Annotated in this window: 16 protein-coding genes; 7 read left to right on the top strand and 9 right to left on the bottom strand. The window is 74.2% G+C overall.

Annotated features, from left to right (window positions below; translation table 11 throughout):
* The first annotated feature begins 301 nt into the window (after positions 1–301).
* From LWC35_RS21050 to LWC35_RS21035, 4 genes are all read left to right on the top strand, one after another.
* Positions 302–1,129 (top strand): IniB N-terminal domain-containing protein, encoded by an 828-nt coding sequence (locus tag LWC35_RS21050; RefSeq protein WP_232871923.1) that lies wholly within the window; start codon positions 302–304, stop codon positions 1,127–1,129.
* Positions 1,130–1,181: 52 nt separating this feature from the next.
* Positions 1,182–1,991 (top strand): IniB N-terminal domain-containing protein, encoded by an 810-nt coding sequence (locus LWC35_RS21045; protein ID WP_232871888.1) that lies wholly within the window; start codon positions 1,182–1,184, stop codon positions 1,989–1,991.
* A gap of 138 nt (positions 1,992–2,129) precedes the next feature.
* Complete coding sequence (locus LWC35_RS21040) at positions 2,130–3,944, top strand: dynamin family protein (protein WP_232871887.1); 1,815 nt, start codon at positions 2,130–2,132, stop codon at positions 3,942–3,944.
* Positions 3,941–5,440 (top strand): dynamin family protein, encoded by a 1,500-nt coding sequence (locus LWC35_RS21035; RefSeq protein WP_232871886.1) that lies wholly within the window; start codon positions 3,941–3,943, stop codon positions 5,438–5,440. The genes LWC35_RS21040 and LWC35_RS21035 overlap by 4 nt, the downstream gene beginning before the upstream one ends.
* Positions 5,441–5,455: 15 nt before the next feature.
* Here LWC35_RS21035 and LWC35_RS40400 read toward each other — a convergent pair whose 3' ends face one another.
* Together LWC35_RS40400 and LWC35_RS21025 are read right to left on the bottom strand one after the other, a co-directional pair.
* Positions 5,456–8,137, bottom strand: coding sequence for a helix-turn-helix transcriptional regulator (locus tag LWC35_RS40400; RefSeq protein ID WP_232871885.1), 2,682 nt, complete (start codon positions 8,135–8,137; stop codon positions 5,456–5,458).
* Between the two features lie 146 nt (positions 8,138–8,283).
* On the bottom strand, positions 8,284–9,525 hold the full coding sequence (locus LWC35_RS21025) for a peptidoglycan recognition protein family protein (RefSeq protein ID WP_232871884.1): 1,242 nt from the start codon (positions 9,523–9,525) through the stop codon (positions 8,284–8,286).
* A 205-nt stretch (positions 9,526–9,730) separates the two neighbouring features.
* Between LWC35_RS21025 and LWC35_RS21020 the strand changes: the two genes are divergently transcribed.
* Entirely contained in the window at positions 9,731–11,563 is a 1,833-nt protein-coding gene (locus LWC35_RS21020) for an acyl-CoA dehydrogenase (protein WP_232871883.1), read from the top strand.
* A 77-nt stretch (positions 11,564–11,640) separates the two neighbouring features.
* On the opposite strand, the gene LWC35_RS21015 is transcribed toward LWC35_RS21020, so the two are convergent.
* From LWC35_RS21015 to LWC35_RS20995, 5 genes are all read right to left on the bottom strand, one after another.
* On the bottom strand, positions 11,641–12,066 hold the full coding sequence (locus tag LWC35_RS21015; RefSeq protein WP_232871882.1) for a CBS domain-containing protein: 426 nt from the start codon (positions 12,064–12,066) through the stop codon (positions 11,641–11,643).
* A 103-nt stretch (positions 12,067–12,169) separates the two neighbouring features.
* On the bottom strand, positions 12,170–14,974 hold the full coding sequence (locus LWC35_RS21010; RefSeq protein WP_232871881.1) for a VanW family protein: 2,805 nt from the start codon (positions 14,972–14,974) through the stop codon (positions 12,170–12,172).
* Between the two features lie 73 nt (positions 14,975–15,047).
* A complete protein-coding gene (locus tag LWC35_RS21005; protein WP_232871880.1) occupies positions 15,048–15,368 on the bottom strand; it encodes a GroES family chaperonin in 321 nt (106 codons plus the stop codon).
* Positions 15,369–15,613: 245 nt separating this feature from the next.
* Complete coding sequence (locus LWC35_RS21000; protein ID WP_232871879.1) at positions 15,614–16,804, bottom strand: ATP-binding protein; 1,191 nt, start codon at positions 16,802–16,804, stop codon at positions 15,614–15,616.
* A gap of 117 nt (positions 16,805–16,921) precedes the next feature.
* Positions 16,922–17,752, bottom strand: coding sequence for a DUF1206 domain-containing protein (locus LWC35_RS20995; protein WP_232871878.1), 831 nt, complete (start codon positions 17,750–17,752; stop codon positions 16,922–16,924).
* 98 nt (positions 17,753–17,850) lie between these two features.
* Between LWC35_RS20995 and LWC35_RS20990 the strand changes: the two genes are divergently transcribed.
* Entirely contained in the window at positions 17,851–18,474 is a 624-nt protein-coding gene (locus tag LWC35_RS20990; RefSeq protein ID WP_232871877.1) for an SIMPL domain-containing protein, read from the top strand.
* Between the two features lie 182 nt (positions 18,475–18,656).
* Positions 18,657–18,815: a hypothetical protein gene (locus tag LWC35_RS20985; RefSeq protein ID WP_232871876.1), complete on the top strand. Its 159-nt coding sequence runs from the start codon at positions 18,657–18,659 to the stop codon at positions 18,813–18,815.
* Positions 18,816–18,837: 22 nt separating this feature from the next.
* Here the strand turns inward: LWC35_RS20985 and LWC35_RS20980 are convergent, their stop codons facing one another.
* Both LWC35_RS20980 and LWC35_RS20975 read right to left on the bottom strand, forming a co-directional pair.
* Positions 18,838–19,341: an FxsA family protein gene (locus LWC35_RS20980; protein ID WP_232871875.1), complete on the bottom strand. Its 504-nt coding sequence runs from the start codon at positions 19,339–19,341 to the stop codon at positions 18,838–18,840.
* A gap of 83 nt (positions 19,342–19,424) precedes the next feature.
* Entirely contained in the window at positions 19,425–20,915 is a 1,491-nt protein-coding gene (locus tag LWC35_RS20975) for a dihydrolipoamide acetyltransferase family protein (protein ID WP_372463076.1), read from the bottom strand.

The raw sequence follows: 20,915 nt of genomic DNA, 5'->3' as shown, positions 1-20,915 counted from the left end.
GTTCCCCCCGCCGGTCCCCGGCAGCTCTGCCCCCGGGCGCGCCCCCGCACGCCTGCTACGCCATCGCGTGGCGGCACCGCGCCGTTATCGTCCCCGACCCCCTGCTGACACGATCGGGTGACGCCTGGGGGTGCCGGGCCCCGGAAGCCCCTAACGGGCCCCGCCCCGATCCCCTATGCCACCCGGTGGCGAACCGTGCCCGATCCCCGATGGCGGCCCTGCCCCGCGCTCCTACCTTTCGGATCAACGCCAGCCGGGGTCGCCCGGCGCGACACCGACACGATCCACGGAGACGATCCCCATGACGCTTCTCGAGTTCCTCCTCAAGCTCATCGGCAACGACGAGGAGTCCCTTGAGCTCCAGCAGGACTTCCGCGAGAACCCGTACGAGACGCTGCGCGACGCCGGCCTCGAGGACCTGACGGCCGAGGACGTGCACGACGCCCTCGTCCTGATCCAGGACAACGACACCGCCTCCTTCGACCGCAACTACGACACCGGCAGCAACCACCTGGTCGCGGCCGCGGCGGCCCCGCACCACGGCGGCGGGCACCACGAGGGTGGCCACGACGGCCACAAGGGCGCGGTCGACTACATCAACCGGTACGTCACCAACAACTACGTCGACGACCGCGACACCATCGTCGACAACTCCGTGAACCAGCACATCGACACCGACGGCGGCGACTTCCGCCAGACGATCGACACCGACGTGGTGACGGCCTCCGGCGACGGCGCGGTCGCGGCCGGCGGCGACATCGAGGACTCGGTCGTCACCACGGGCGACGACAACATCGTCGGCGACGACAACAACGTGGTCGAGGGCGACGGCAACACCACGGCCTTCGGCACGGGCAACGCCAACAGCGCGTCCTTCGAGGACGTCTCGGTGGACGAGGGCGGCGCGCTCTCGGTCGGCGGCTCGGCGACCGGCGACCACGACGTCTCCGACTCGTACAACTCGGTCAGCAACGAGACCAACACGAGCGTCGACATCGAGGACTCGTACAACCAGAGCTCCGAGGTCTCCGTGTCGGAGGAGACGAACTCCTACTCGGAGACCAACACCGACATCGACACCGAGACCAACGTCCTGAGCAACAACGAGGTCGACGTCGAGGTCGGCTGACCTCCCGCTCCCCCTCCCTCACGACCTCACGACCTTCACGGAGACGACTGACATGGCTTCCCCCCAGACCCTGATCGAACTGCTGCTGAGCCTGCTCAAGGACCCGGAGGCCGCCGAGGCCTTCAAGGCCGACCCGGCCGCCTACATCGAGGGCTGCGGCCTCACCGAGTTCACCGCCGAGGACGTGCACGACGCCGCGCTCCTCATCCAGGACAACGACGACTCGGACTTCGAGCGGAACCACAACACCGGCGGCAACCACCACCACACCCCGCCGCCGCCCCCGCACAAGGAGCCGCACGAGTCGGACCACGAGCACGCGGTCAAGTACCTGAACACGTACGTCACCAACACCTGGATCGACGACCGCGACACCATCGTGGACAACTCGATCAACCAGCACATCGACACGGACGGCGGGGACTTCCGCCAGGACATCGACATCGACGCGGTGACCGCGTCCGGTGACGGGGCCGTGGCCGCCGGCGGCGACATCGAGGACTCGACGGTCACGACCGGCAACGGCAACGTGGTCGGTGACGGCAACAACGTGGTCGACGGCGACGACAACACCACCGCCTTCGGCAACGGCAACGCCAACAGCGCCTCCTTCGAGGACGTGTCCGTCGACGACGGCGGGGCGCTCTCGGTCGGCGGCACGGCCTCCGGCAACTACGACGTCGACAACTCGGGCAACGAGTACTCGACGGAGACCAACAACTCGACCTCGGTCGACGACTCGTACAACGTGGACAACGACTTCGAGTCGAACGTCTCGAGCGACGACACCGACATCACCAACACGAGCTCCGACACCGAGACCAACATCGGCAGCAACAACGAGCTGGTCCTCGACGCCTGACACGCCTCCCGCGTGACCGGACGCCCCGACACCCTCACCCGAGGGTGTCGGGGCCTTCGTCGTGGACGCGGTCGGCGTGTAGGCAGAATGTGGCGGACAGGCGTCCCGGCGGCCGGGACCGGAGAGGACGACGATTCGGTGGCGGTACCGGCAGCGGTCCAGCTGGTCGATCTGGCGCTCAAGGCCACGACGGCCTACGAGCGCCCCGACCTCGCCGTCCGGCTGCAGGCGACCCGCGCCCGGCTGGCCGACCCGAACGTGCGGGTGCTGATCGTCGGGGAGTTCAAGCAGGGCAAGAGCCAGCTGGTGAACGCGCTGGTCAACGCCCCGGTCTGCCCCGTCGACGACGACATCTCCACCGCCGTGCCCACCGAGGTCCGGTTCGCCGAGACCACCACGGTGACCCTGGTGAAGGTGCCGCCGGGGGCGCAGGAGGGCGCGGAGCCCGTCGAGGAGCGGACGGTCGTCGAGACCTCCCGGCTCGCCGACTTCGTCTCCGAGGCCGGTAACCCCGAGAACCGCGCCGGCCTGCACCACGCCGAGGTCACCCTGCCGCGCAAGCTGCTGCAGAGCGGCCTGGTGCTCGTCGACACCCCCGGCGTCGGGGGGCTGGGCTCCGCCCACGGCGCCGCGACGATGGCCGCCCTGCCGACCGCCGACGCCGTCGTCCTGGTGTCCGACGCCGCGCAGGAGTACACCGCCCCGGAGATCGACTTCCTGCGCTCGGCGACGGGCCTGTGTCCCAACGTCGGGTGCGTGGTCACCAAGACCGACCTCTACCCGCACTGGCGCAAGATCGTCGAGCTCGACAAGGGCCACCTGCAGCGGGCCGGCGTCGAGGCCGAGATCTACCCCGTGTCGTCGGCGCTGCGGCTCGCGGGGGCCGAGACCGGCGACGCCGAGCTGATGAGCGAGTCCGGGTTCGCGCCGCTGGTCGGCTTCCTGCTGCGCAAGGTCGTCGCCCGGGCGGACGACCTGGACCGGCGCTCCACCAGCCAGGACGTGCGGGCCGTCGCCGAGCAGCTCTCCGCGCAGTTCACCGCCGAGCTCGCCGCGCTGGAGGACCCGGGCAAGGCCGAGGCGCTGGTCGAGGAGCTGACCCGGGCCAAGGCCCGGGCGGACGACCTGCGGCAGCGCTCGGCGCGTTGGCAGATCACGCTCAACGACGGCGTCGCCGACCTGATCTCCGACATCGAGTACGACCTGCGGGACCGGCTGCGCGCGGTCACCCGCGAGGCCGAGCAGCTGCTCGACGACGCCGACCCCGCGGACATCTGGGACCAGTTCGCGCAGTGGTTCCACCAGCAGGTGAGCCAGGCGACGTCCGCGAACTACGTGTGGACGGCGCAGCGCGCCCGCTGGCTCGCCGAGCAGGTCTCCGAGCACTTCGCCGAGGGCGCCGACGCCGCCCTCCCCGAGATCCACATCGATGGGAGCCGGCTGGGCGGCTCCGTCCAGGCGCTCGAGCAGCCGGAGGGCGAGAAGTTCGGGCTCGGGCAGAAGCTGTTCGTCGGCATGCGCGGCGGCTATGGCGGCCTGCTGATGATCGGCCTCGCGACGAGCTTCGCGGGCCTCGCCCTGCTCAACCCCTTCTCGATCGCCGCAGGCCTGCTCTTCGGCGGCAAGACCGTGCGCGACGAGCGCAGACGGCTGCGCGAGCGGCGCCGGGCCGAGGCGAAGACCGCGGTGCGCCGGCACATCGACGAGGTGACCTTCCAGGTCGGCAAGGACTCCCGCGACACCCTGCGCCGCGCCCAGCGCCAGCTGCGGGACCACTTCACCGTGCTGGCCGAGGAGCTGTCGGTGTCGCTCGCGACCTCGGTGTCGGCGGCGCAGAGCGCGGTGAGCTCGGACGTCTCGGGCCGGCAGAAGCGGATCGAGGACCTGAAGGCCGAGATCACCCGGGTCGAGTCCCTGGCGAAGCGGGCCCGGGCGCTGGTGGACGAGAAGTGAGCGAACACTCCACCCTCCGGACCCCGGCGCAGCCCGCCGGTCTGGGCGCCGAGGTGCGCACCCTGCTCCGCCGCACGATCGACGTCTACGCCGACAGCCCGCAGGCCGTCGGCTGGCTGCGCCAGCACCTGGGCCGGTTCGAGGAGCCGCTGCGCGTGGCGATCGCGGGCAAGGTCAAGGCGGGGAAGTCGACGCTGCTCAACGCCCTCGTCGGTGAGGAGATCGCGCCGACGGACGCGGGGGAGTGCACCCGGGTCGTCACCTGGTACCAGGACGCGCCGGCGCCGCGGGTGCAGATGTTCCCGCGCGCGGGGCCGCCGCGGCAGCTCACGATCGCCCGGTCGCAGGGCGCCCTGCAGCTCGACCTCGGCGGGCTGCCGGCCGAGCAGGTGGACCGGCTCGTCGTCGACTGGCCGTCGCAGTACCTGCGGACCACGTCGCTCGTCGACACCCCGGGCATCGCGTCGCTGTCCGCCGACGCCGCCGCACGCGCGGGCGCCTTCCTCGCGCCCGAGGACTCGCCCTCGCAGGCCGATGCCGTCGTCTACCTGATGCGCCACCTGCACAGCACGGACGTGCGGTTCCTCGAGTCCTTCCTGGACCGCGGGGTGGCGCGGGCGACCCCGGTGAACACGATCGCCGTGCTGTCCCGGGCGGACGAGATCGGCGTCGGGCGGCTCGACGCGCTCACCTCGGCCCGGCGCATCGCCCGCCGCTACCGGGCGGACCCGAAGATCCGCGGGCTGTGCCAGACCGTCGTCGCGGTCGCCGGGCTGTTGGCCCAGACCGGGCGCACCATGCGGCAGGACGAGTACGCGGCGATGGCCGCCCTCGCCGGGATGCCGCGCGCGGAGCTCGACGCCCTGCTCCTGTCCGCGGACCGGTTCGCGAACCGCGAGGTGGAGGGGGCGCCCGCGCCGGAGGTGCGGGGCCGGCTCGTGGAGCGGTTCGGGCTCTTCGGCGTCCGGCTCGGCACCACGCTGGTCCGCCAGGGCGTGACGGACCCGTCGGCGCTGGCCGCCGAGCTCGTCCGGCGCAGCGGGCTCGAGGAGCTGCGCTCGGTGCTGGCCACGCAGTTCGCCGAGCGCCGCGAGCTGCTCAAGGCGCGGTCCGCGCTGCTCGCCGTCGAGCTCGTGCTGCAGCGCGAGCCGCGCCCGACGGCGCAGCCGATCGCCGCGGAGATGGAGCGGATCCTCGCCGGTGCCCACGAGTTCGTCGAGCTGCGGATGCTGTCGGCGCTGCGGGCCGGCACCGTCACCTTCCCCGCCGACGCGCTGCCCGACGCCGAGCGTCTCCTCGGCGGCGACGGCAGCGGCGTCGCCGCCCGGCTCGGTCTCGACGCCACGGCGGGGCCGGACGAGCTGCGCGCCGCCGCGCTCGACGCCGTGGTCCGCTGGCAGCGGCGGGCGGAGAGCCCGCTGGCGAGCAGGGCGACGGCCGACGCGGCCCGGGTCGTGGTGCGCAGCTGCGAGGGGATGCTCGCGCGGTTGCGCTGACGCCCGGGGCGCTCCTCAGCCGACGATCCGCTTGAGCTGTGCGAACAGCTCGCCGCGGCTCGTCGACCCGAGCCGCTGGCGCATCCGGGCCACGTGGTGCTCCACGGTCTTGGCCGAGATGAACAGCTTCTCGCCGATCTGCTTGTAGGTCAGGCCCTCCAGCACCAGCGCCGCGACCTCGCGCTCGCGGTCGGAGAGCTGGCCGTCGGCGGGCTCGTCCTCGACCGGCGGACCGGCCGGCGCCCCGGTCTGCTCGGTGCCGGGTTCCTGCGGCCGGGCCGGGGCCGGCGGCGCCTGCTGGCCCTGCAGCGCCCGGGCACAGGTCAGCAGCGCGCTCATCGCCTTGCGGTCGTCCGTGCGGATCGCGGCCTGGCCGGCGAGCTTGCCGCCGTCCCAGGACAGACCGACGGCGTGCAGGCCGCGCGCGGCGGCCTCGACCGCCGCGGGGTCGACCCGGGAGTCGAGCAGCGCCACCCAGTGCGGGGCCGCGACGGCCATGGCCTCGGCGAACCGGCTGCCGCAGGCCGCTCCCTGCAGGGCCGCGGCGTGCGCGGCGGCCTCCTCGCGGTCCTCGGTGAGGATGGCCGCGTGCAGTCGGGCCCAGTGCAGCGGGGCGGCCCACAGCGGCGGGCTGCCGAGCCGACCGAGCAGGGCCTCGGCCTCGTCGAGGTGTGGGCGGACCCAGCTCGGCTCGCGCAGCCGGGTGGCGGCGATCGCCAGCTCGCCCAGCGGCTGCAGCACGAAGAGGTCCACGGGGTGGCGCACGATCGCCTCGCGGGCCCGGCCCCAGAGCGGCATGAGGGAGGCGAGGTCACCGGCGCGGCGGGCGAGGGCGACCTCCAGCGCGGAGGCGAGCAGCTCGTCGCGGGGTTCGAGCGCGTCCCGGCCCACCGCGTCGAGATGACCGCGCGCGGAGGCGAAGGCGCCCCGGTTCAGGGCGATCCAGCCGAGCAGGAGCCGGTGCCGGGCCGCGGCCGCGGGGCCGCCCAGCCGGACCGTGACGGCCCGCTCCAGGAGCGACCTCGCGACGTCGAGCTCCCCGGTCTGCACCGCCACCAGCGCGGCGAGGGCGGCCGGGGTGTCCGGCAGCAGCGCCGCCCGGGTGGACGACTCGAGCAGTGCGGCAGCCCGCGCGAGCTGGGAGAGCGCCCGCGTCGGCGAGCCGGTGACCGAGTCGAGCACCCCCTGGGCGGTGAGCTCCTCGGCCCCGGCGAGCAGGGTCGGCGGCCGCGCGGGACCACCGGTGGGCGCGCCGCCGCCGAAGCCGGGTGGGGCGCCCAGGACGGCGCCGGCCGACGCCGGGGGACCGCTCGGGACCGCCGGCGGGGCCGGGGCCCGGAGCGCGGCCCGCGCCTCGTCGAGCGCCCCCGTGCCGACGAGGGCGGGGATCGCGAGGGCCGTCGGTGCCCCCGCCCCGGCCATCCAGCGGTACAGCTCGGCGCTGCGGGCGAGCATGCCGCGGTGCGCGAGGACCGCCGCGGCGACGGTGCCGGCCCGCAGCGCGTCGTCGACGTCGACCCGGTCCAGTGCGGACAGGACCTGGTCGGCCTCGGCGAGGGCGTCGTCGAGCCGGCCGGCCCGGATCGCCGCTTCTGCGCGGCGCGAGGCCAGCGGCAGCGCGGGGGCCCCGGCGGCCACGGCGGCGGCGTAGAAGGGTCCGGCGTCCTCGTCGGCGGCGGTGCGGGCGAGCTCGTCGCCGGCGGCGGTGAAGACCTCGGCGGACCGGACGCCGGTCGCGCCGGTGCCGAGCATCCCGCGCGCCGCGGTGAGCACGCTCCCGCCGCGGTCCAGCTCGATCTCGGCGAGCGTGCGGCGGATCTCCAGGCGCCGCGCCTCGGGCGTCACGCGCAGGATCGCGCTCGTGACGAGCGGGGCCGGCCCGCCGGACGGGGTGAGGACGGCCGCGGCGCGGGCCTCCTCCACGAGCTCGTCGACCTCGTCGATGCCCCCGCCCGCGGAGTCGAGCAGGCCGAGCAGGGGGACCAGGACCTCGGCGTCGAGCGGGGCGCCCAGGGCGACCGCGATCGCCAGCTCCCGCACCCGGGCGTCGAGCGCCCAGAGCCGGTGCCCGAGCTGGTCGAGCAGCCCGGTCGGCACCGGCACGCGGACCGACCCGGGCGGGGTGTCGCGCAGCAGCCGGGCGCGGTTCTGCGGCCCGATCCGCTCGACGATCTCGGCCAGCATCCGGTCGACCAGCGCCGGCAGGCCGGCGGTCTTCGTGTGGACGTGCTCGACCAGGGCATCGGCGGCGGGCGCGCCGAGCAGGCGCGCGGCCCGGGCCGCCACCCCGGTGCGGTCGAGCGTGCCGAGCAGCAGCGGGGGACGGTGGGTGCTCAGCGCGGCGCCGAGGGCGGCCAGCTGCGGGCCGCGGGGCCAGGGTCGGCGGGCGACGACGAGCCGAGCGCCGGGCCGGGCGGCCCGCTCGCACAGGAGGTCGAGGGTGCGCCCGGGGAGCTCGTGGGCGTCGTCGACGACGAGGGGGGCGTCCGGGTCCCCCTCGATTCGCGTCTCGGCCGGGACCGTGACCGATGTGGACCACGCCGCGGCGACGGCGCGCAGGGTCGTGGACTTGCCGGCCCCGGCGGGCCCGACGACGTCGCACACCGTGCCGGCGCCGGGGTCCGCGGCGATCGCGCGGACCAGCCGGCGCGCGGCGGGCGCCCCGGCCAGTGCCTCGCCCGCGTCCGGTTCGGACACCGCTCCACCCCCTTACGGCCCCCCGACCGTGCGACGACCGAGCGTAGCGATCCACAGCGGCCCAGCGCCCCGCCCCCGCATCGGCGCAGGCACGACCCACCGATCGGGTGAGGGTGGCTCTCAGGTACGGCGTGTCCGATGTGGCGTCAGTGCGGAGGCCCGAGGGGATCCGAGGTGGTGTCCGCCGGAGCGCCGGAGGTGCCGAGCAGGTCCTGCCAGGCCGGTCGGTCGACGACGTCGGGGACGGCCTCGGCAGCTCCGCCCGATGGCGCGCTCCGCGTCCGGTCCGATGGTCCACTCCGCAAGCTCCGTGTCCGGTCCGATGGTCCACTCCGCAAGCTCCGTGTCCGGTCCGATGGTCCACTCCGCAAGCTCCGTGTCCGGTTGGCCGCGAGGAACTCGACGGCCCGCGCGGCGTCCGAGCCCGGTTCCGCGACCCGGTCCACGGTCCGGGCCAGCACCGGCCAGGACTCGCCGCCGAGGATGCCGTTGGGCTCCTCGGCCCCGGTGGCCTGCTGGAACTCGGTCACGGCGGCGACGGTGGCCGGGGTGTAGCGGCCGTCGAGGTTCGTGCGCAGCCCGGCGTCGCGCAGCAGGTACTGCGCGGCGAGGACGGCGTCGCCGGTGTCGCCCGCACGCAGCAGCGGCCAGCTCGCCTTCTGCGTGTCCGCCTCCTCGACCCGACGGCCCAGTACCTCCGCCACCTCGCTGCGCAGCCGCGGCAGCATGCCGTAGAGCCGGTCGCCGGGGCAGATCGTGTTCTTGAAGTCGCGGTGCCCGTACAGCTCGGTCGGCGCGATGCCGTACTGGCTGCAGGCGTACGCGCACAGGGCGCGCAGCGAGTCCCACAGCGCGCCGGGCGGGTCCTGGTCGATGTAGGTGCCCTCGTTCTCGATGCCGATCGCCACGACGTTCTGCCCGGTGCAGTGCGCACCCTCGACCTGGCGCTGCCCGATCCGCAGCACCTCGAGCGAGCGGTGCCGGCCCTCCAGCACGAAGCCGCCGCGGCTGATCGTGAAGTGCTGCCCGGTGTCGAGCCAGCCGCGGCTGTCCATGTGGAAGTTCTGGATCGCGCGCGCGACCCGGTCCGCGCCGCCGCGGCTCATGTCCGCGACGTTGGCCGACGCGGTGTGGTGCACGAGGATCTTCACCGGCCGCTGGTTCCAGATCGGCACGATCGCGCTGTTCGGCCGGGCACCCCAGCCCGCGCAGTCGACGATGTCCGGTGCGGCCACGCCGTCCGTCCGGGCATCCCCGGCCGGCATCTCGCCGGCGTGGGCCAGCCCCGGTGCCCCGAGGAACACCCCCGCCGCGAGTCCACCCAGGACGAAGCCGCGGCGCGTGAGGTCGCCCCGCACCGCTCCCGTCACCCCACGCTGACGACCCATCGTGGCCCCCTGCCCGTCCGGATGACCCACGCGGTCACACGAGTCACATCCGCCCCGGTGGAACCTTGGATCACACACGCTCCGTGCACAACCGGTCGACACGAAGGTGTGATCGGCGTCCGGCCAGGCGGTGACGGTTGCCGTGGTTACCGACGAGTAATAAGCTGTGCACAGGAGTTACCCGTCGGTAGGAAGGAGCACCGCGATGGGCCACTACAAGAGCAACGTGCGCGATCTCGAGTTCAACCTGTTCGAGGTGTTCCGGGTCCAGGAGCAGCTCGGGACGGGCGCCTTCGAGGGCGTCGACACCGACACCGCGAAGGGCATCCTGAGCGAGCTGAACGCGCTCGCCACCGGCCCGCTGGCCGAGTCCTTCGCCGACGCCGACCGCAACCCGCCGGTCTTCGACCCGAAGACCCACACGGCCACGCTGCCGCAGTCCTTCAAGGACTCTTACAGGGCCCTGTGGGACGGCGAGTGGTACCGGCTGTCCCTGCCCGTCGAGCTGGGCGGCTTCGGCGTGCCCCCGTCGGTGCAGTGGGCCGCGTCCGAGCTGATCCTCGGCGCCAACCCCGCGCTGTACATGTACATGGCCGGCCCGAACTTCGCCTCGGTGGTGCACGCCAACGGCACCGAGGAGCAGAAGCACTGGGCCGAGATCATGATCGACAAGGGCTGGGGCGCCACCATGGTGCTCACCGAGCCCGACGCGGGGTCCGACGTGGGCGCCGGTCGCACCAAGGCCGTGCTGCAGGAGGACGGCTCCTGGCACCTCGACGGCGTGAAGCGGTTCATCACGTCCGGCGACCAGGACATGACCGAGAACATCATGCACCTGGTACTGGCCCGCCCCGAGGCGCCCGGCCTCGACCCGAGGCCCGGCACCAAGGGCCTGTCGCTGTTCCTCGTGCCGAAGTTCCACTTCGACTCACGGACCGGCGAGCTGGGCGAGCGCAACGGCGCCTTCGTCACCAACGTCGAGCACAAGATGGGCCTCAAGGTCTCGACGACCTGCGAGCTCACCTTCGGCCAGCACGGCGTCCCGGCGAAGGGCTGGCTGCTCGGCGAGGTGCACGACGGCATCGCGCAGATGTTCCAGGTCATCGAGTACGCCCGGATGATGGTCGGCACCAAGGCCATCGCGACGCTGTCGACCGGCTACCTCAACGCGCTGGAGTACGCCAAGGAGCGCGTCCAGGGGCCGGACCTGACCCGGCAGACCGACAAGACCGCGCCGCGCGTCACCATCACGCACCACCCCGACGTCCGCCGCTCGCTCATGACGCAGAAGGCGTACGCCGAGGGCCTGCGGGCGCTCTACCTCTACACCGGCACCTTCCAGGACAAGATCCGGCAGGGTGGCGAGGTCGAGCTGGCCGAGAAGGTCAACGACCTGCTGCTGCCGATCGTCAAGGGCGTCGGGTCCGAGCGGGCGTCGGAGCAGCTGCTGCAGTCCCTGCAGACGCTCGGCGGCTCGGGCTTCCTGCAGGACTACCCGCTCGAGCAGTACATCCGCGACTCGAAGATCGACTCGCTGTACGAGGGCACGACGGCGATCCAGTCACTGGACTTCCTCTTCCGCAAGATCGTCAAGAACAACGGCCAGGCGCTGATGGCCGTCGCCGGCGAGATCCAGGCGTTCCTCGAGAACGAGACCGGCAACGGCCGGCTCAAGGAGGAGCGCGCGCTGCTGGCCACCGCGCTGGCCGACGTCCAGGGCATGCTCGGCACGCTGACCGGCTTCCTCTTCGCGTCGCAGGAGGACGTGAAGAACCTCTACAAGGTCGGCCAGCACTCGGTGCGGTTCCTGATGGCCGTCGGCGACCTGCTCGTCGGCTGGCTGCTGCTGCGCCAGGCCGACGTCGCGCAGAACGCCCTGGCCGGCGACGTGTCGCCCCGCGACAAGGCCTTCTACGAGGGCAAGGTCGGCGTCGCCCGGTTCTTCGCCAGGACCGTCCTGCCGCGGCTGACCGCCGAGAAGGCGATCGTGGAGGCAGCGGACAACGCGCTCATGGAGCTGGACGAGGCCGCCTTCTGACCGGGGCCCGACCCCACCGACGGCGCTCTCGTGCGGCCCTGCCGCGCGAGAGCGCCGTTCGTGCATCCTCGGACGGGCTACTGCGCGATGTAGGACTCCAGCTGCTCGCGCTCCCGCTCCAGGGAGTCGATCCGGGCCTTCACGAGGTCGCCGATCGACACGATGCCGCGCAGCTCGTCCTCGACCACGACCGGCAGGTGCCGCACCCGTCGGTTGGTCATCACGACGGCGAGGTCGCTCGCGCTGTCCTCGGGCGTGCAGGTGGCCACCACGGTCGTCATGATCTCGGAGACGGCCACCTCCAGCAGGGCCGCGCCCTGCTCGTGCAGCTTGCGGACGACGTCGCGCTCGGACACCATCCCCACGAGCCGGCCGTCCTCGACGACCGGCAGCGCGCCGTAGTTCCCCTCGGCCAGACGGGCGAGCAGCGCCGTCACCGTGGCCCCGGGCTCGATCGTCGCGACGGCGTGCCCCTTGCTCCGCAGGACGTCCGCGATGCGCATCCGTGCCCCCGTTCCTCGACGTCGTTGTCCGAGGAGGGTACGAACCGTGAGCCGGATCACGCGAGGGCTGAACGGCGGCTCGCCCCGATCGTCCGACGGCGGATCAGCCGCAGATCACGTTCGGTGACGGGTTGTACTTGACCGTGCGCGTCTTCCGGGTGACCTCGCCGGTCTCGAGGTTACGCATCACCCGCGTGTCCGTGGCCGTGAACCCCGGCGCTCCCTTCGACGGGGTACAGGCCTGGCCCGGCGGGACGGTGATGGTCTGCGGCTCGGTCGGGTTGGTGCGCGGCCCGGTCTCCGAGGTGACCTCGTAGCGCTTGGTCCCGAACATCTTGACCGTGAGGCTCGACGGGGTCCAGAACGTCTGGATGAGCACGCCGGTCGGCCCGTCGTTGCGGAACTTCAGGTCGATGAGGTCGTCGAACACCGTGGCCTCGCGCGCCACCGGGTAGCGGCTGATGTAGAAGCTGTGCTCCTTGTGCGCGACGTCGACCATGCCGGCGAAGTACGCCGCGTTGTACAGCGTGGTCGCCACCTGCGACACGCCGCCGCCGATCCCTCGGGCCGAGTGGCCGTTCTCGATGATGCCGGCCTCGACGTAGCCGTTGGCCGCGTTGCGCGGGTTCGTCCTGGCGTTGAGGCTGAACGTCTCGCCGGGCTGCACGATCGTGCCGTTGATCTGGTCGGCCGCGCGCTTGATGTTCTGGCCCGAGTCGGCCGCGAAGCCGCCGGTGCTGAACGAGCTGATCTCGCCGGTGATGCCGAGCGACGACAGCTTCTCCGTGGTCAGCTCGGCCTTCTGGTCGGCGTACACCGCGACGACGCTGCGCTCGCCGGTCCCGGTCAGCACCGCGACGACGTTCTCGAGGGTCTTGTCGTAGTCGATCCCGCGGCCGTCCTGCGAGGGGACGACGGTCGGGGTGCCGGAGGAGAAGTCCAGGCTCGCGTCCCGGGCGGGCTTCTCGGTCGCGGCGAGCTGCGGCGACGCGACCTCCTTCAGGGCCTCGTCGTTGATCTCCGGGACGAGTCTGGGGCTCGCCGCCGCATCGGCGCGGAAGGTCAGGGCCGTCGCGATGTCCGCGGGCTGCAGGACGGCGTCGGCGCCCTCGCCCTTGATCGTCAGGGGCGCGGAGACGGCCGGCTTCGCGACCTTCTCGATGGCCTGCTGGACGTCGTCGTCGGTGGTGACGGTCGGCTGCGGGATCAGCGGCAGCGCGACCGGGGCACCCGAGGCCCACTCCCGCTCCAGGACCCCGACGGCGGCGGCCAGGTCGAGCGTCTGGCCCGGGACCGGCGGGACGGCGACCGGGGTGGTGCCCTCGAAACGGACGTTGCCCTCGACGGGGGCCTGGTCGACGACCGGCTTGAGCTGCTCGAGCGCGGTGGTGACCGACCGCTCGTCGGCCTTGTTGATCACGCCGGCCTCGTGCTCGGAGAAGAACGACGTGATCCGGGTGATCGGGTTGAGCGGCTGCTCGCCCGCCTGGTCGATGGTGGCCTCGTAGTCCACCTCCAGGCCGGCGGCCTTCGGGTCGATCCGGCTCTGCACCGGGCCTGCGGTGATCTGGACCGGGAGCGACGACCGCGGCTCGATCGCGTCCTGCAGGCGCTGCCGGGCGTCGGCCTTCGAGAGTCCGCCGAGCTCCAGCCCGGCGACCGTGACGCCCCGGGGCACGTTGCCGGCGGAGACCACCAGGTCGGCGACGTAGAGCAGGCCGAGCACGGCCACCACGCCGGCGACGATCAGCAGCGGCTTCCTGCGGCCGCCACCGCCCTTGCCGGAACCGGCCGGGGCATCGCCGGTCGGCGGGGTCCCGGAGGTCTGCGTCGGCGCCGTCGCGCCGCCGGTCGGCATGCGGAACTGCTCGGTCGGCGGGTCGGCCGGACCGGCCGCGGCGCCGGGTCGTCGGACCGGCTGGGCGCCGAGGCGCCGGGTCGGCTGGTCGACGGCCGCCGTGGCACCCGCACGGGGGAGGACCTGGGTGTCCTCGGCGCTCCAGCCGGTCGCGGTGGGGTGGACGGCGGTGGGGCGCTCGTCGGCGGAGCCGGGAGTACCGGTCGAGCCGGCCGGGGCGGGCTGGTCGCCTGCCGGCGGGGTGGCGGTGTCGGCGCTCGACGCGTCGGCCGGGGTCGGGGCGGGGATCGGGGTGCCTGCCGGGGCCAAGCCGGGGGCCGGGACCGCGGAGCCGGCATCGTCCGTGCCCGGGGCCTGCGCGTTCGCCGCGGACACAGGGCCGGTGGCCTGCGTGTCCGGCACAGGTGCGGAGCCGGCGGCCTGCTGGTTCGCCGCGGGCGCGGGGCCCGCGCTCGGCGTCGGAGTCGCCGTGGTGGGGGCCGGCGTGCCCGCGGCGATCCCGGAGGAGTCCGCGGCGGCGGTCCACCCGGGGCCCGTCGCCTGCGCGGCAGCACCGTTCGTGTCGTCGCCCGGGCCGGTCCCGGCGGCCGTGTCCCCAGCGGCCGCGGTGCCGGTCGCCCGGGTGAGACCCGCAGCGGCACCGTTCGCGCCCGCCCCGTTCGCGGCGCCGTTCCCCGCCCCGGGCACGGCTCCGTTCGCCTCGTGGGCAACGCCGTTCCCGTCGCCGGCGGTGCCGTTCCCGTTCGACGAGGAGGTCGCGGCCGGAGCCTCGGCACCCTCGCCCGCCGCACCCTTCGGGCGGGGCGACGGCCGGGTGATCGGCTCGACGGCCGTCGCGGCGGCGCCGGTCGCGCCGGCGCCCTCCCCGCCCTGCTCGCGGGCCTGCGGCGTGGGCCGCGGGGCCGGGGAGAACAACGCGTCGCCGCGCGGGCTGTCCGTGCGCGGGCCCGCGGCCGGTCGGGGGCCGTCCGTAACCGAGCCGGCGGCGTTCCCCCCGCCGCCGGTGCGCTGCTCGTCCACCTCGCCGGGCGAGGGCTGCCGCTCGGGCATCAGGCCGTGTTCCTTCCCCACCGATGTCCACCGTCCCGCGTGCCCCGGGACGGTCGTGCCACGCGCCACGCGCCTACAGGTACAAGCCGGTCCCGTGCTCGGTGCGCTCCGTCGCGACGGCGTGCAGGTCGCGCTCGCGCATCACGATGTAGCTGGAGCCCTGGACCTCGACCTCGTACTGGTCCTCGGGAGCGAAGAGGACCCGGTCGCCCACCTTGATGCTGCGGACGTGCTGGCCGATGCCGAAGACCTCGCCCCAGATCAGCCGCTTGGCGACCTGGGCCGTGGCCGGGATGACGATTCCCGAGGAGCTCCGCCGCTCGCCCGCCGACTCCACAACCTTGATCATGACGCGGTCGTGCAGCATCTGGATCTCGAACTTCGGGTCCGGCACCGGGGTGATGCTACGGGCAGCGCGGACACCGTCACCCGGCGGTGTCGTCTCGGGGACGAGTCGGGCGGGGCGACGGGTCCCGCGGGTCGCCCGAGGTCGCGCCCGGGAACGTGGAGACCCCGTGGAGCTGCCAGGTCGGGGGTCCGACAGCGCCACGGGGCTACCCCAGGATTCGTCCGCCCCCGGCCGGGCGTTACGCCCCCGGTGCCGAAAGACGTTCTTCACTCGTTCGGCGCAGCGCTGCGTCAGGTGGAGGCGAGCAGGTACCGGCCGAAGTGGGGCACGGTGAAGGCGATCTGGCCGCGTTGGGCCGAGAACACCAGGCCCTTCTTGAGCAGGCTGTCCCGTGCCGGGGACAGCGAGGAGGGCTTGCGTTCCAGGTGCTGCGCGATCGTCGAGGTGACGACGGGCTCGTCCGTCCCCTCGGCCAGCTCGGCCATCGCGCGCAGGTACTCACGCTCCGCGGGCGTCGCACGCTCGTACCGCGACCCGAAGAACCCGACCGCCAGCTCGGCCTCCGCCTCCGGCGCGGCCAGCGCGACGTCCTCGGCCCGGATCGGGCTGGTCGGCGCGGCGTCCCAGGCGGCCTTGCCGTAGGCCTGCACGAAGTACGGGTAGCCGCCGGAGCGCTCGTAGAGCTGGTCCAGGGCCTCGGCGTCGAAGGCGGCGTCCTCGCGCTCGGCCGGTGCGATCAGGGCGAAGTCGGCGTCCTCGCGGTCCAGCTTGTCGATCCGGGCGTACTTGAACAGGCGCTCCGAGTAGGACTTCGACGCGGACAGCACCGCCGGCAGGTGCGGCAGCCCGGCACCCACCACGACCAGCGGCATCCGGGACTGCGAGAGCTCGTGGCAGGCGGCGCAGAGCGCGGAGACGTCGTCGGGTCGCAGGTCCTGCATCTCGTCGATGAGGATCGCGATCCCGGTGGCGACCTCGCTGGCCAGCTCCGCGACCTCGGTGAACAGCTCGACGAGGTCGATCTCGATGTCGCCGGAGTCGGCGCGGCCGTTGCGGACCGGCACGTCGATGCCGGGCTGCCAGCGCTCCCGCATCCGTGCGCCGTCGGGCGAGGCGCGCAGGGCGAAGGCCTTGAGCACCCCGAGCACCTCGTCGACGCGCTCCTGCCGCGGGTGCTGCACGGCCAGGTCGCGGATCGCCCGGTGCAGCGCGGCCGAGAGCGGGCGGCGCAGGTCGGCGTCGGGCCGGGCCTCGATCTTCCCGGACCCCCAGCCGGCGCGCACGGCCATCGACCGCAGCTCGCCGAGCAGCACCGTCTTCCCGACGCCGCGCAGTCCGGTGAGCACGAGGCTGCGTTCGGGGCGGCCCCGCGAGACCCGCTCCAGCACGATCTCGAACGCGTCGACCTCGCGGTCCCGGCCCGCCAGCTCCGGGGGCCGCTGACCTGCGCCGGGAGCGAACGGATTGCGCACCGGATCCATGGATCGCACGGTATCCGTGCGTCTCGCGCAGACCCTAGATTTCGCTATCCGGGGCGATGGCGTGTCGTCGATCGGCCGGTCTGCGCCCGTCTAACGCCGAGACGAGACACCGCCCGCTCAGGCTCGACGAAGGGCCGCGTCGGCGACGCAGTACAGGCCGAAGGCGCCGAACCCCAGGGCGACGACGACGAGCAGGGACATGCCCAGCGGCGTCTCGCCCAGGGCCCGCAGCGCGGCGTCGAGCCCGCCGGCCCGGCGCGCGTCGGACGCCACGGCGGCCGTGAACACCAGCACCCCGACCACACCGAGGGCGAGCGCCCGGGCGAGGTGCCCGACCATGCCGACCACCTCGACGACGCGGCGCAGGGCGGGGGAGAGTCGCCGGACGTCGAGATCGCCCATGAAGGTCCGGCGGATCCCGGTGTAGGTCATGGTCACGGCCATCACCCCGATCGCGATGGCCGCGGCCGCCACCAGCAGCGTGCCCCCGGGGAGCAGCAGGAGGTCCGCGACGACGTCGCGCGCCCCCGCGTCGCCGGACCGCGGCCCGGAGCGCAGGAACGCGACGGCGACCGCCGCGAGCCCGAGCATCGTCACCGCCTTCGCGAACGCACCGACCCGCTTGCGCACCCGCTCGCCGCCGGACACCCAGCGGAACCCGAACGCGGCGGCCGTGAGCTGCCAGAACGCGAACGCGACGAGCCCGACGACCGCCACCACGAGGCCGACGGCGCCGGCGCCGGTGGCGATCTCCGCGACCGCGCCCTGCGCGTCGGCCGAGCCCTCCGGCAGGCCGATCGCGATCCGCACGGCGAGCCAGGCCACCATGAGGTGCACGAGGCCGTAGGCGACGAGGCCGCCGCGGCCGAGGAGGTCGATGGTGGGGCCGGGCGCGTCGGAGCGGCCGCGGCGAACCGACCGGCTCAGGCGCCGGAGGGGAGCGAGCACCGCACCACGGTAACCATCGGTGTGTCTGCCTCCGTCTAGCGTGCAGCCGAGAGTCGGGAATACGTCGCGATCGCCCGCGATCTGGGAGGCTCGGGGACGTGACCGAGAGCGCACCGGAGATCGTGACCGAGGGCACCGGCTGGGTCGAGCACACGGCCGACCGGGCGGAGCTCTCCGTGGTGTTCGACGCGCGGGGGCGCAGCCGCACCGCCGCCGTCGAGGAGCTGGGGCGGCGGGTCGCCGCCGCCGAGAAGGCGCTCGGGCTGCCCGGGCTGACGGTGCGCGGCCGGCGGGTGTCCGTGCACACCGAGTACAAGGGATCGAAGCCCGCCGGGTGCCGCGCGAGCGAGGCGATCCAGGTGCGCGTCGACGACCCCGGTGTCCTCGAGGAGGCGTTGTCGCTGTTGCTGGGCGCCGAGCCGGCCTCGCTGTCCGGGCCGTCCTGGTCGCTCGCGGACCCCGACGCCGTGCTGGCGGAGGCCCAGCGCGGAGCGGTGGCCGACGCCCGCCGCCGGGCCGAGGGCTACGCCGCCGCGCTGGGCGGGAGCCTGGGCCGGCTGGTGCGGCTCAGCGAGGCGGCCGAGCACGGGCCCGCGCCGATGATGGCGATGCGGGCCGCACGGGCGGAGGGCGGCCCGGACGTCGCCGATCTCGGGCTGGAGCCGGAGCCCGTGCGGGTCACCGCGCGCTGCACCACGACCTGGACGTTGGTCGGCTCGTGACAACGGCGCAGTTCCGGCCGAATACGTGTTCCAACGGGTGAATCGGCGCGTCCGAGTAGCGCAGTTCCCGTCGCGGGTCCGACACTCGTTCGGACTAGTCACTCCGTGATCGACGGGAGGACAGCGTGGGTTCTCGAGGGGGACGGCACCGTCTGACGCGACGCACCCGGCAGGAACTGCGGATGCGCCCCGGACCGAGGCGCCGGGCCGGGCTGCGGGCGACCGCCCGGGCCATGCTCACCGCGGCCGTCGGCCTGCTGCTCACCGGCAGCGGCGCGGCCGTCCTGCACAACGACGGCGGCCCCGTGACGGTCGCCTTCCTGACCTCCGAGGCCGAGTAGCGCCGGCAGGTCCAGGGGCCGTCTAGCGGCCGTCGACGACGGTCCCCTCGATGACCAGGGGCCCGGCGGGCCGGCGCGGCGTCCCGGTGTCCGTACCGGTGCCGGTTCCGGGCTGCACGTCGACGACCTCGGCATCGATCACCGTGCCCTCGCTGCGGATCCGCGCGGTGCGCAGGCCGGGGTGCCGGCGCTCGGTCGACGCGACGAGCCGGCGACGCACCAGCGCCCGGGTGGGCGGCAGCACCAGGAGCAGGCCGAGCACGTCCGTGACCAGGCCCGGCACGAAGAGCAGCAGGCCGCCGACGGCGACCAGCATCCCGTCCGTGGTCTCCGAGGTGGCGACGCGGCGGCTCCGCGCCGCCTCGGCGAGGGCCTGCGCGGCCCGCACCCCCTCCCGGCGGGCGAGCCACAGGCCCAGCACGGAGCCCGCGAGCAGCACCAGCAGGGTCGGGAGGGCGCCGATCCAGGAGCCCAGCGCGACCACGGCGACGATCTCGACCACCAGGTACAGCAGCACGAACGGCATACCCGTCCAACGCACGGGACCGCGAGTTTTCTCCCGGTTCCGGGAACCGGACGGCCCGCCGGGCGGGAGGAGCGCCCGGGCGGCTACCAGAGCAGCGCGGTGGCCGGGTCCTCCAGCAGGGCGCCGACGTCGGCGAGGAAGCGCGAGCCCTGCTCGCCGTCGACCAGCCGATGGTCGAACGACAGGGCCAGCTGGCACACCGTCCGCACCGTGAGCTCCCCGTCGACGACCCACGGGGCGGGCTTGATCGACCCGACCGCCAGGATCGCGGCCTCGCCCGGGTTGAGGATCGGCGTGCCGGTGTCGACGCCGAACACCCCGACGTTGGTGATCGTGATCGTGCCGCCGACCAGGTCCGCCGGGGCCGTCCTCCCCGCCCGCGCGGTCTCCGTGAGCTGCCCGAGCGCCACGGCGAGGCCGTGCAGGTCGAGCCGGTCCGCGTCGCGGATCTTCGGCACGAGCAGGCCGCGCGGGGTCGCCGCGGCGATCCCGAGCTGGACGTGGTCGTAGTACACGATCTCGCCCGCCGGCTCGTCCCAGCTCGCGTTGACCGCCGGGGTCCGGCGGGCGGCGAGGCACACCGCCTTGGCGACGAACGCGAGCGGGGTGAGCTTGACGTCGGCGAACGCCCGGGAGGCGCGCAACCGGTCCCGCAGCGCCATCGTCTCCGTGACGTCGACGGACAGGAACTCGGTGACGTGCGGGGCGGTGAAGGCGGACTGCACCATGGCCGCCGCGGTCGCCTTCCGGACGCCGCGGATCGGCTCCCGGCGCACCCCGCCGGACGCGGGAGCACCCGCGGGCTCGGCCGGCGGCGCGGTCACCGGCGCGGTCGTCGGCTGGGTCACCGGCTCGGTCGTCGGGGCCGCGTCGCCGGCGGCCGCCTGCGCCGACGCCGCGGCGCGGACGTCCTCCCGGGTGATGACGCCGCCCGGGCCGGACCCGGCGAGCGCCCGGAGGTCGACGCCGAGGTCCTTGGCCAGCTTGCGGACCGGCGGCTTGGCCAGGGGCACCAGCGAGCTCGGGCGCACCGGCTCGTCGAGCCCGGGTGCGGACGCCGCCGCGGCCTCCGCACCGACCTGCGCCACCGCCTCCTCCCCGGCGACGACCGGCGCGACCTCCGGCTCCGCGACCGCGGCCGCGGCGCCGGGCGCCCCCTTGCGCGGGCGCCGTCGGGCGGTGCCCTGCCGCGGCCCGTAGCCGACGAGGGTGGCGATCCGGCCGTCGGCGCCGGCCTCGCCGATCAGCGCGCCCTTGCCCTCCGCCGGAGCCCCCGTCGGAGCCGCCGTCGGCGCCTCCGTCGGCGCCTCCGTCGGCTTCGGTCCGGGCGCACTCCCGGCGGTCTGGACCGCGATGATCGGCTCGCCGACCTGCACCGTGGCGCCCGGCTCGGCCAGCAGTTCGTGGACGGTCCCCGCGAACGGCGAGGGCAGCTCGACGACCGCCTTGGCCGTCTCGATCTCGACCAGGACCTGGTTCACCGCGACGGGATCGCCGGGCGCGACCTGCCAGGCGACGATCTCGGCCTCGGTCAGCCCCTCGCCGACGTCCGGCAGCCTGAAGATCTCGGGCAC

The organism is Pseudonocardia kujensis (genome assembly GCF_021283305.1).
In the GTDB taxonomy this organism is placed as follows: domain Bacteria; phylum Actinomycetota; class Actinomycetes; order Mycobacteriales; family Pseudonocardiaceae; genus Pseudonocardia; species Pseudonocardia kujensis.
This window is presented reverse-complemented; position numbering and strand designations above follow the sequence as displayed.

Bases quoted from the DNA above. Each gene is read 5' to 3' on its own strand.
- LWC35_RS20985 (WP_232871876.1), top strand. From the start codon at position 18,657: ATGCGCCCCGGACCGAGGCGCCGGGCCGGGCTGCGGGCGACCGCCCGG.
- LWC35_RS21020 (WP_232871883.1), top strand. From the start codon at position 9,731: ATGGGCCACTACAAGAGCAACGTGCGCGATCTCGAGTTCAACCTGTTC.
- LWC35_RS21050 (WP_232871923.1), top strand. From the start codon at position 302: ATGACGCTTCTCGAGTTCCTCCTCAAGCTCATCGGCAACGACGAGGAG.
- LWC35_RS21010 (WP_232871881.1), bottom strand. From the start codon at position 14,974: ATGCCCGAGCGGCAGCCCTCGCCCGGCGAGGTGGACGAGCAGCGCACC.
- LWC35_RS21000 (WP_232871879.1), bottom strand. From the start codon at position 16,804: ATGGATCCGGTGCGCAATCCGTTCGCTCCCGGCGCAGGTCAGCGGCCC.
- LWC35_RS21025 (WP_232871884.1), bottom strand. From the start codon at position 9,525: ATGGGTCGTCAGCGTGGGGTGACGGGAGCGGTGCGGGGCGACCTCACG.
- LWC35_RS21045 (WP_232871888.1), top strand. From the start codon at position 1,182: ATGGCTTCCCCCCAGACCCTGATCGAACTGCTGCTGAGCCTGCTCAAG.
- LWC35_RS20980 (WP_232871875.1), bottom strand. From the start codon at position 19,341: ATGCCGTTCGTGCTGCTGTACCTGGTGGTCGAGATCGTCGCCGTGGTC.
- LWC35_RS21015 (WP_232871882.1), bottom strand. From the start codon at position 12,066: ATGCGCATCGCGGACGTCCTGCGGAGCAAGGGGCACGCCGTCGCGACG.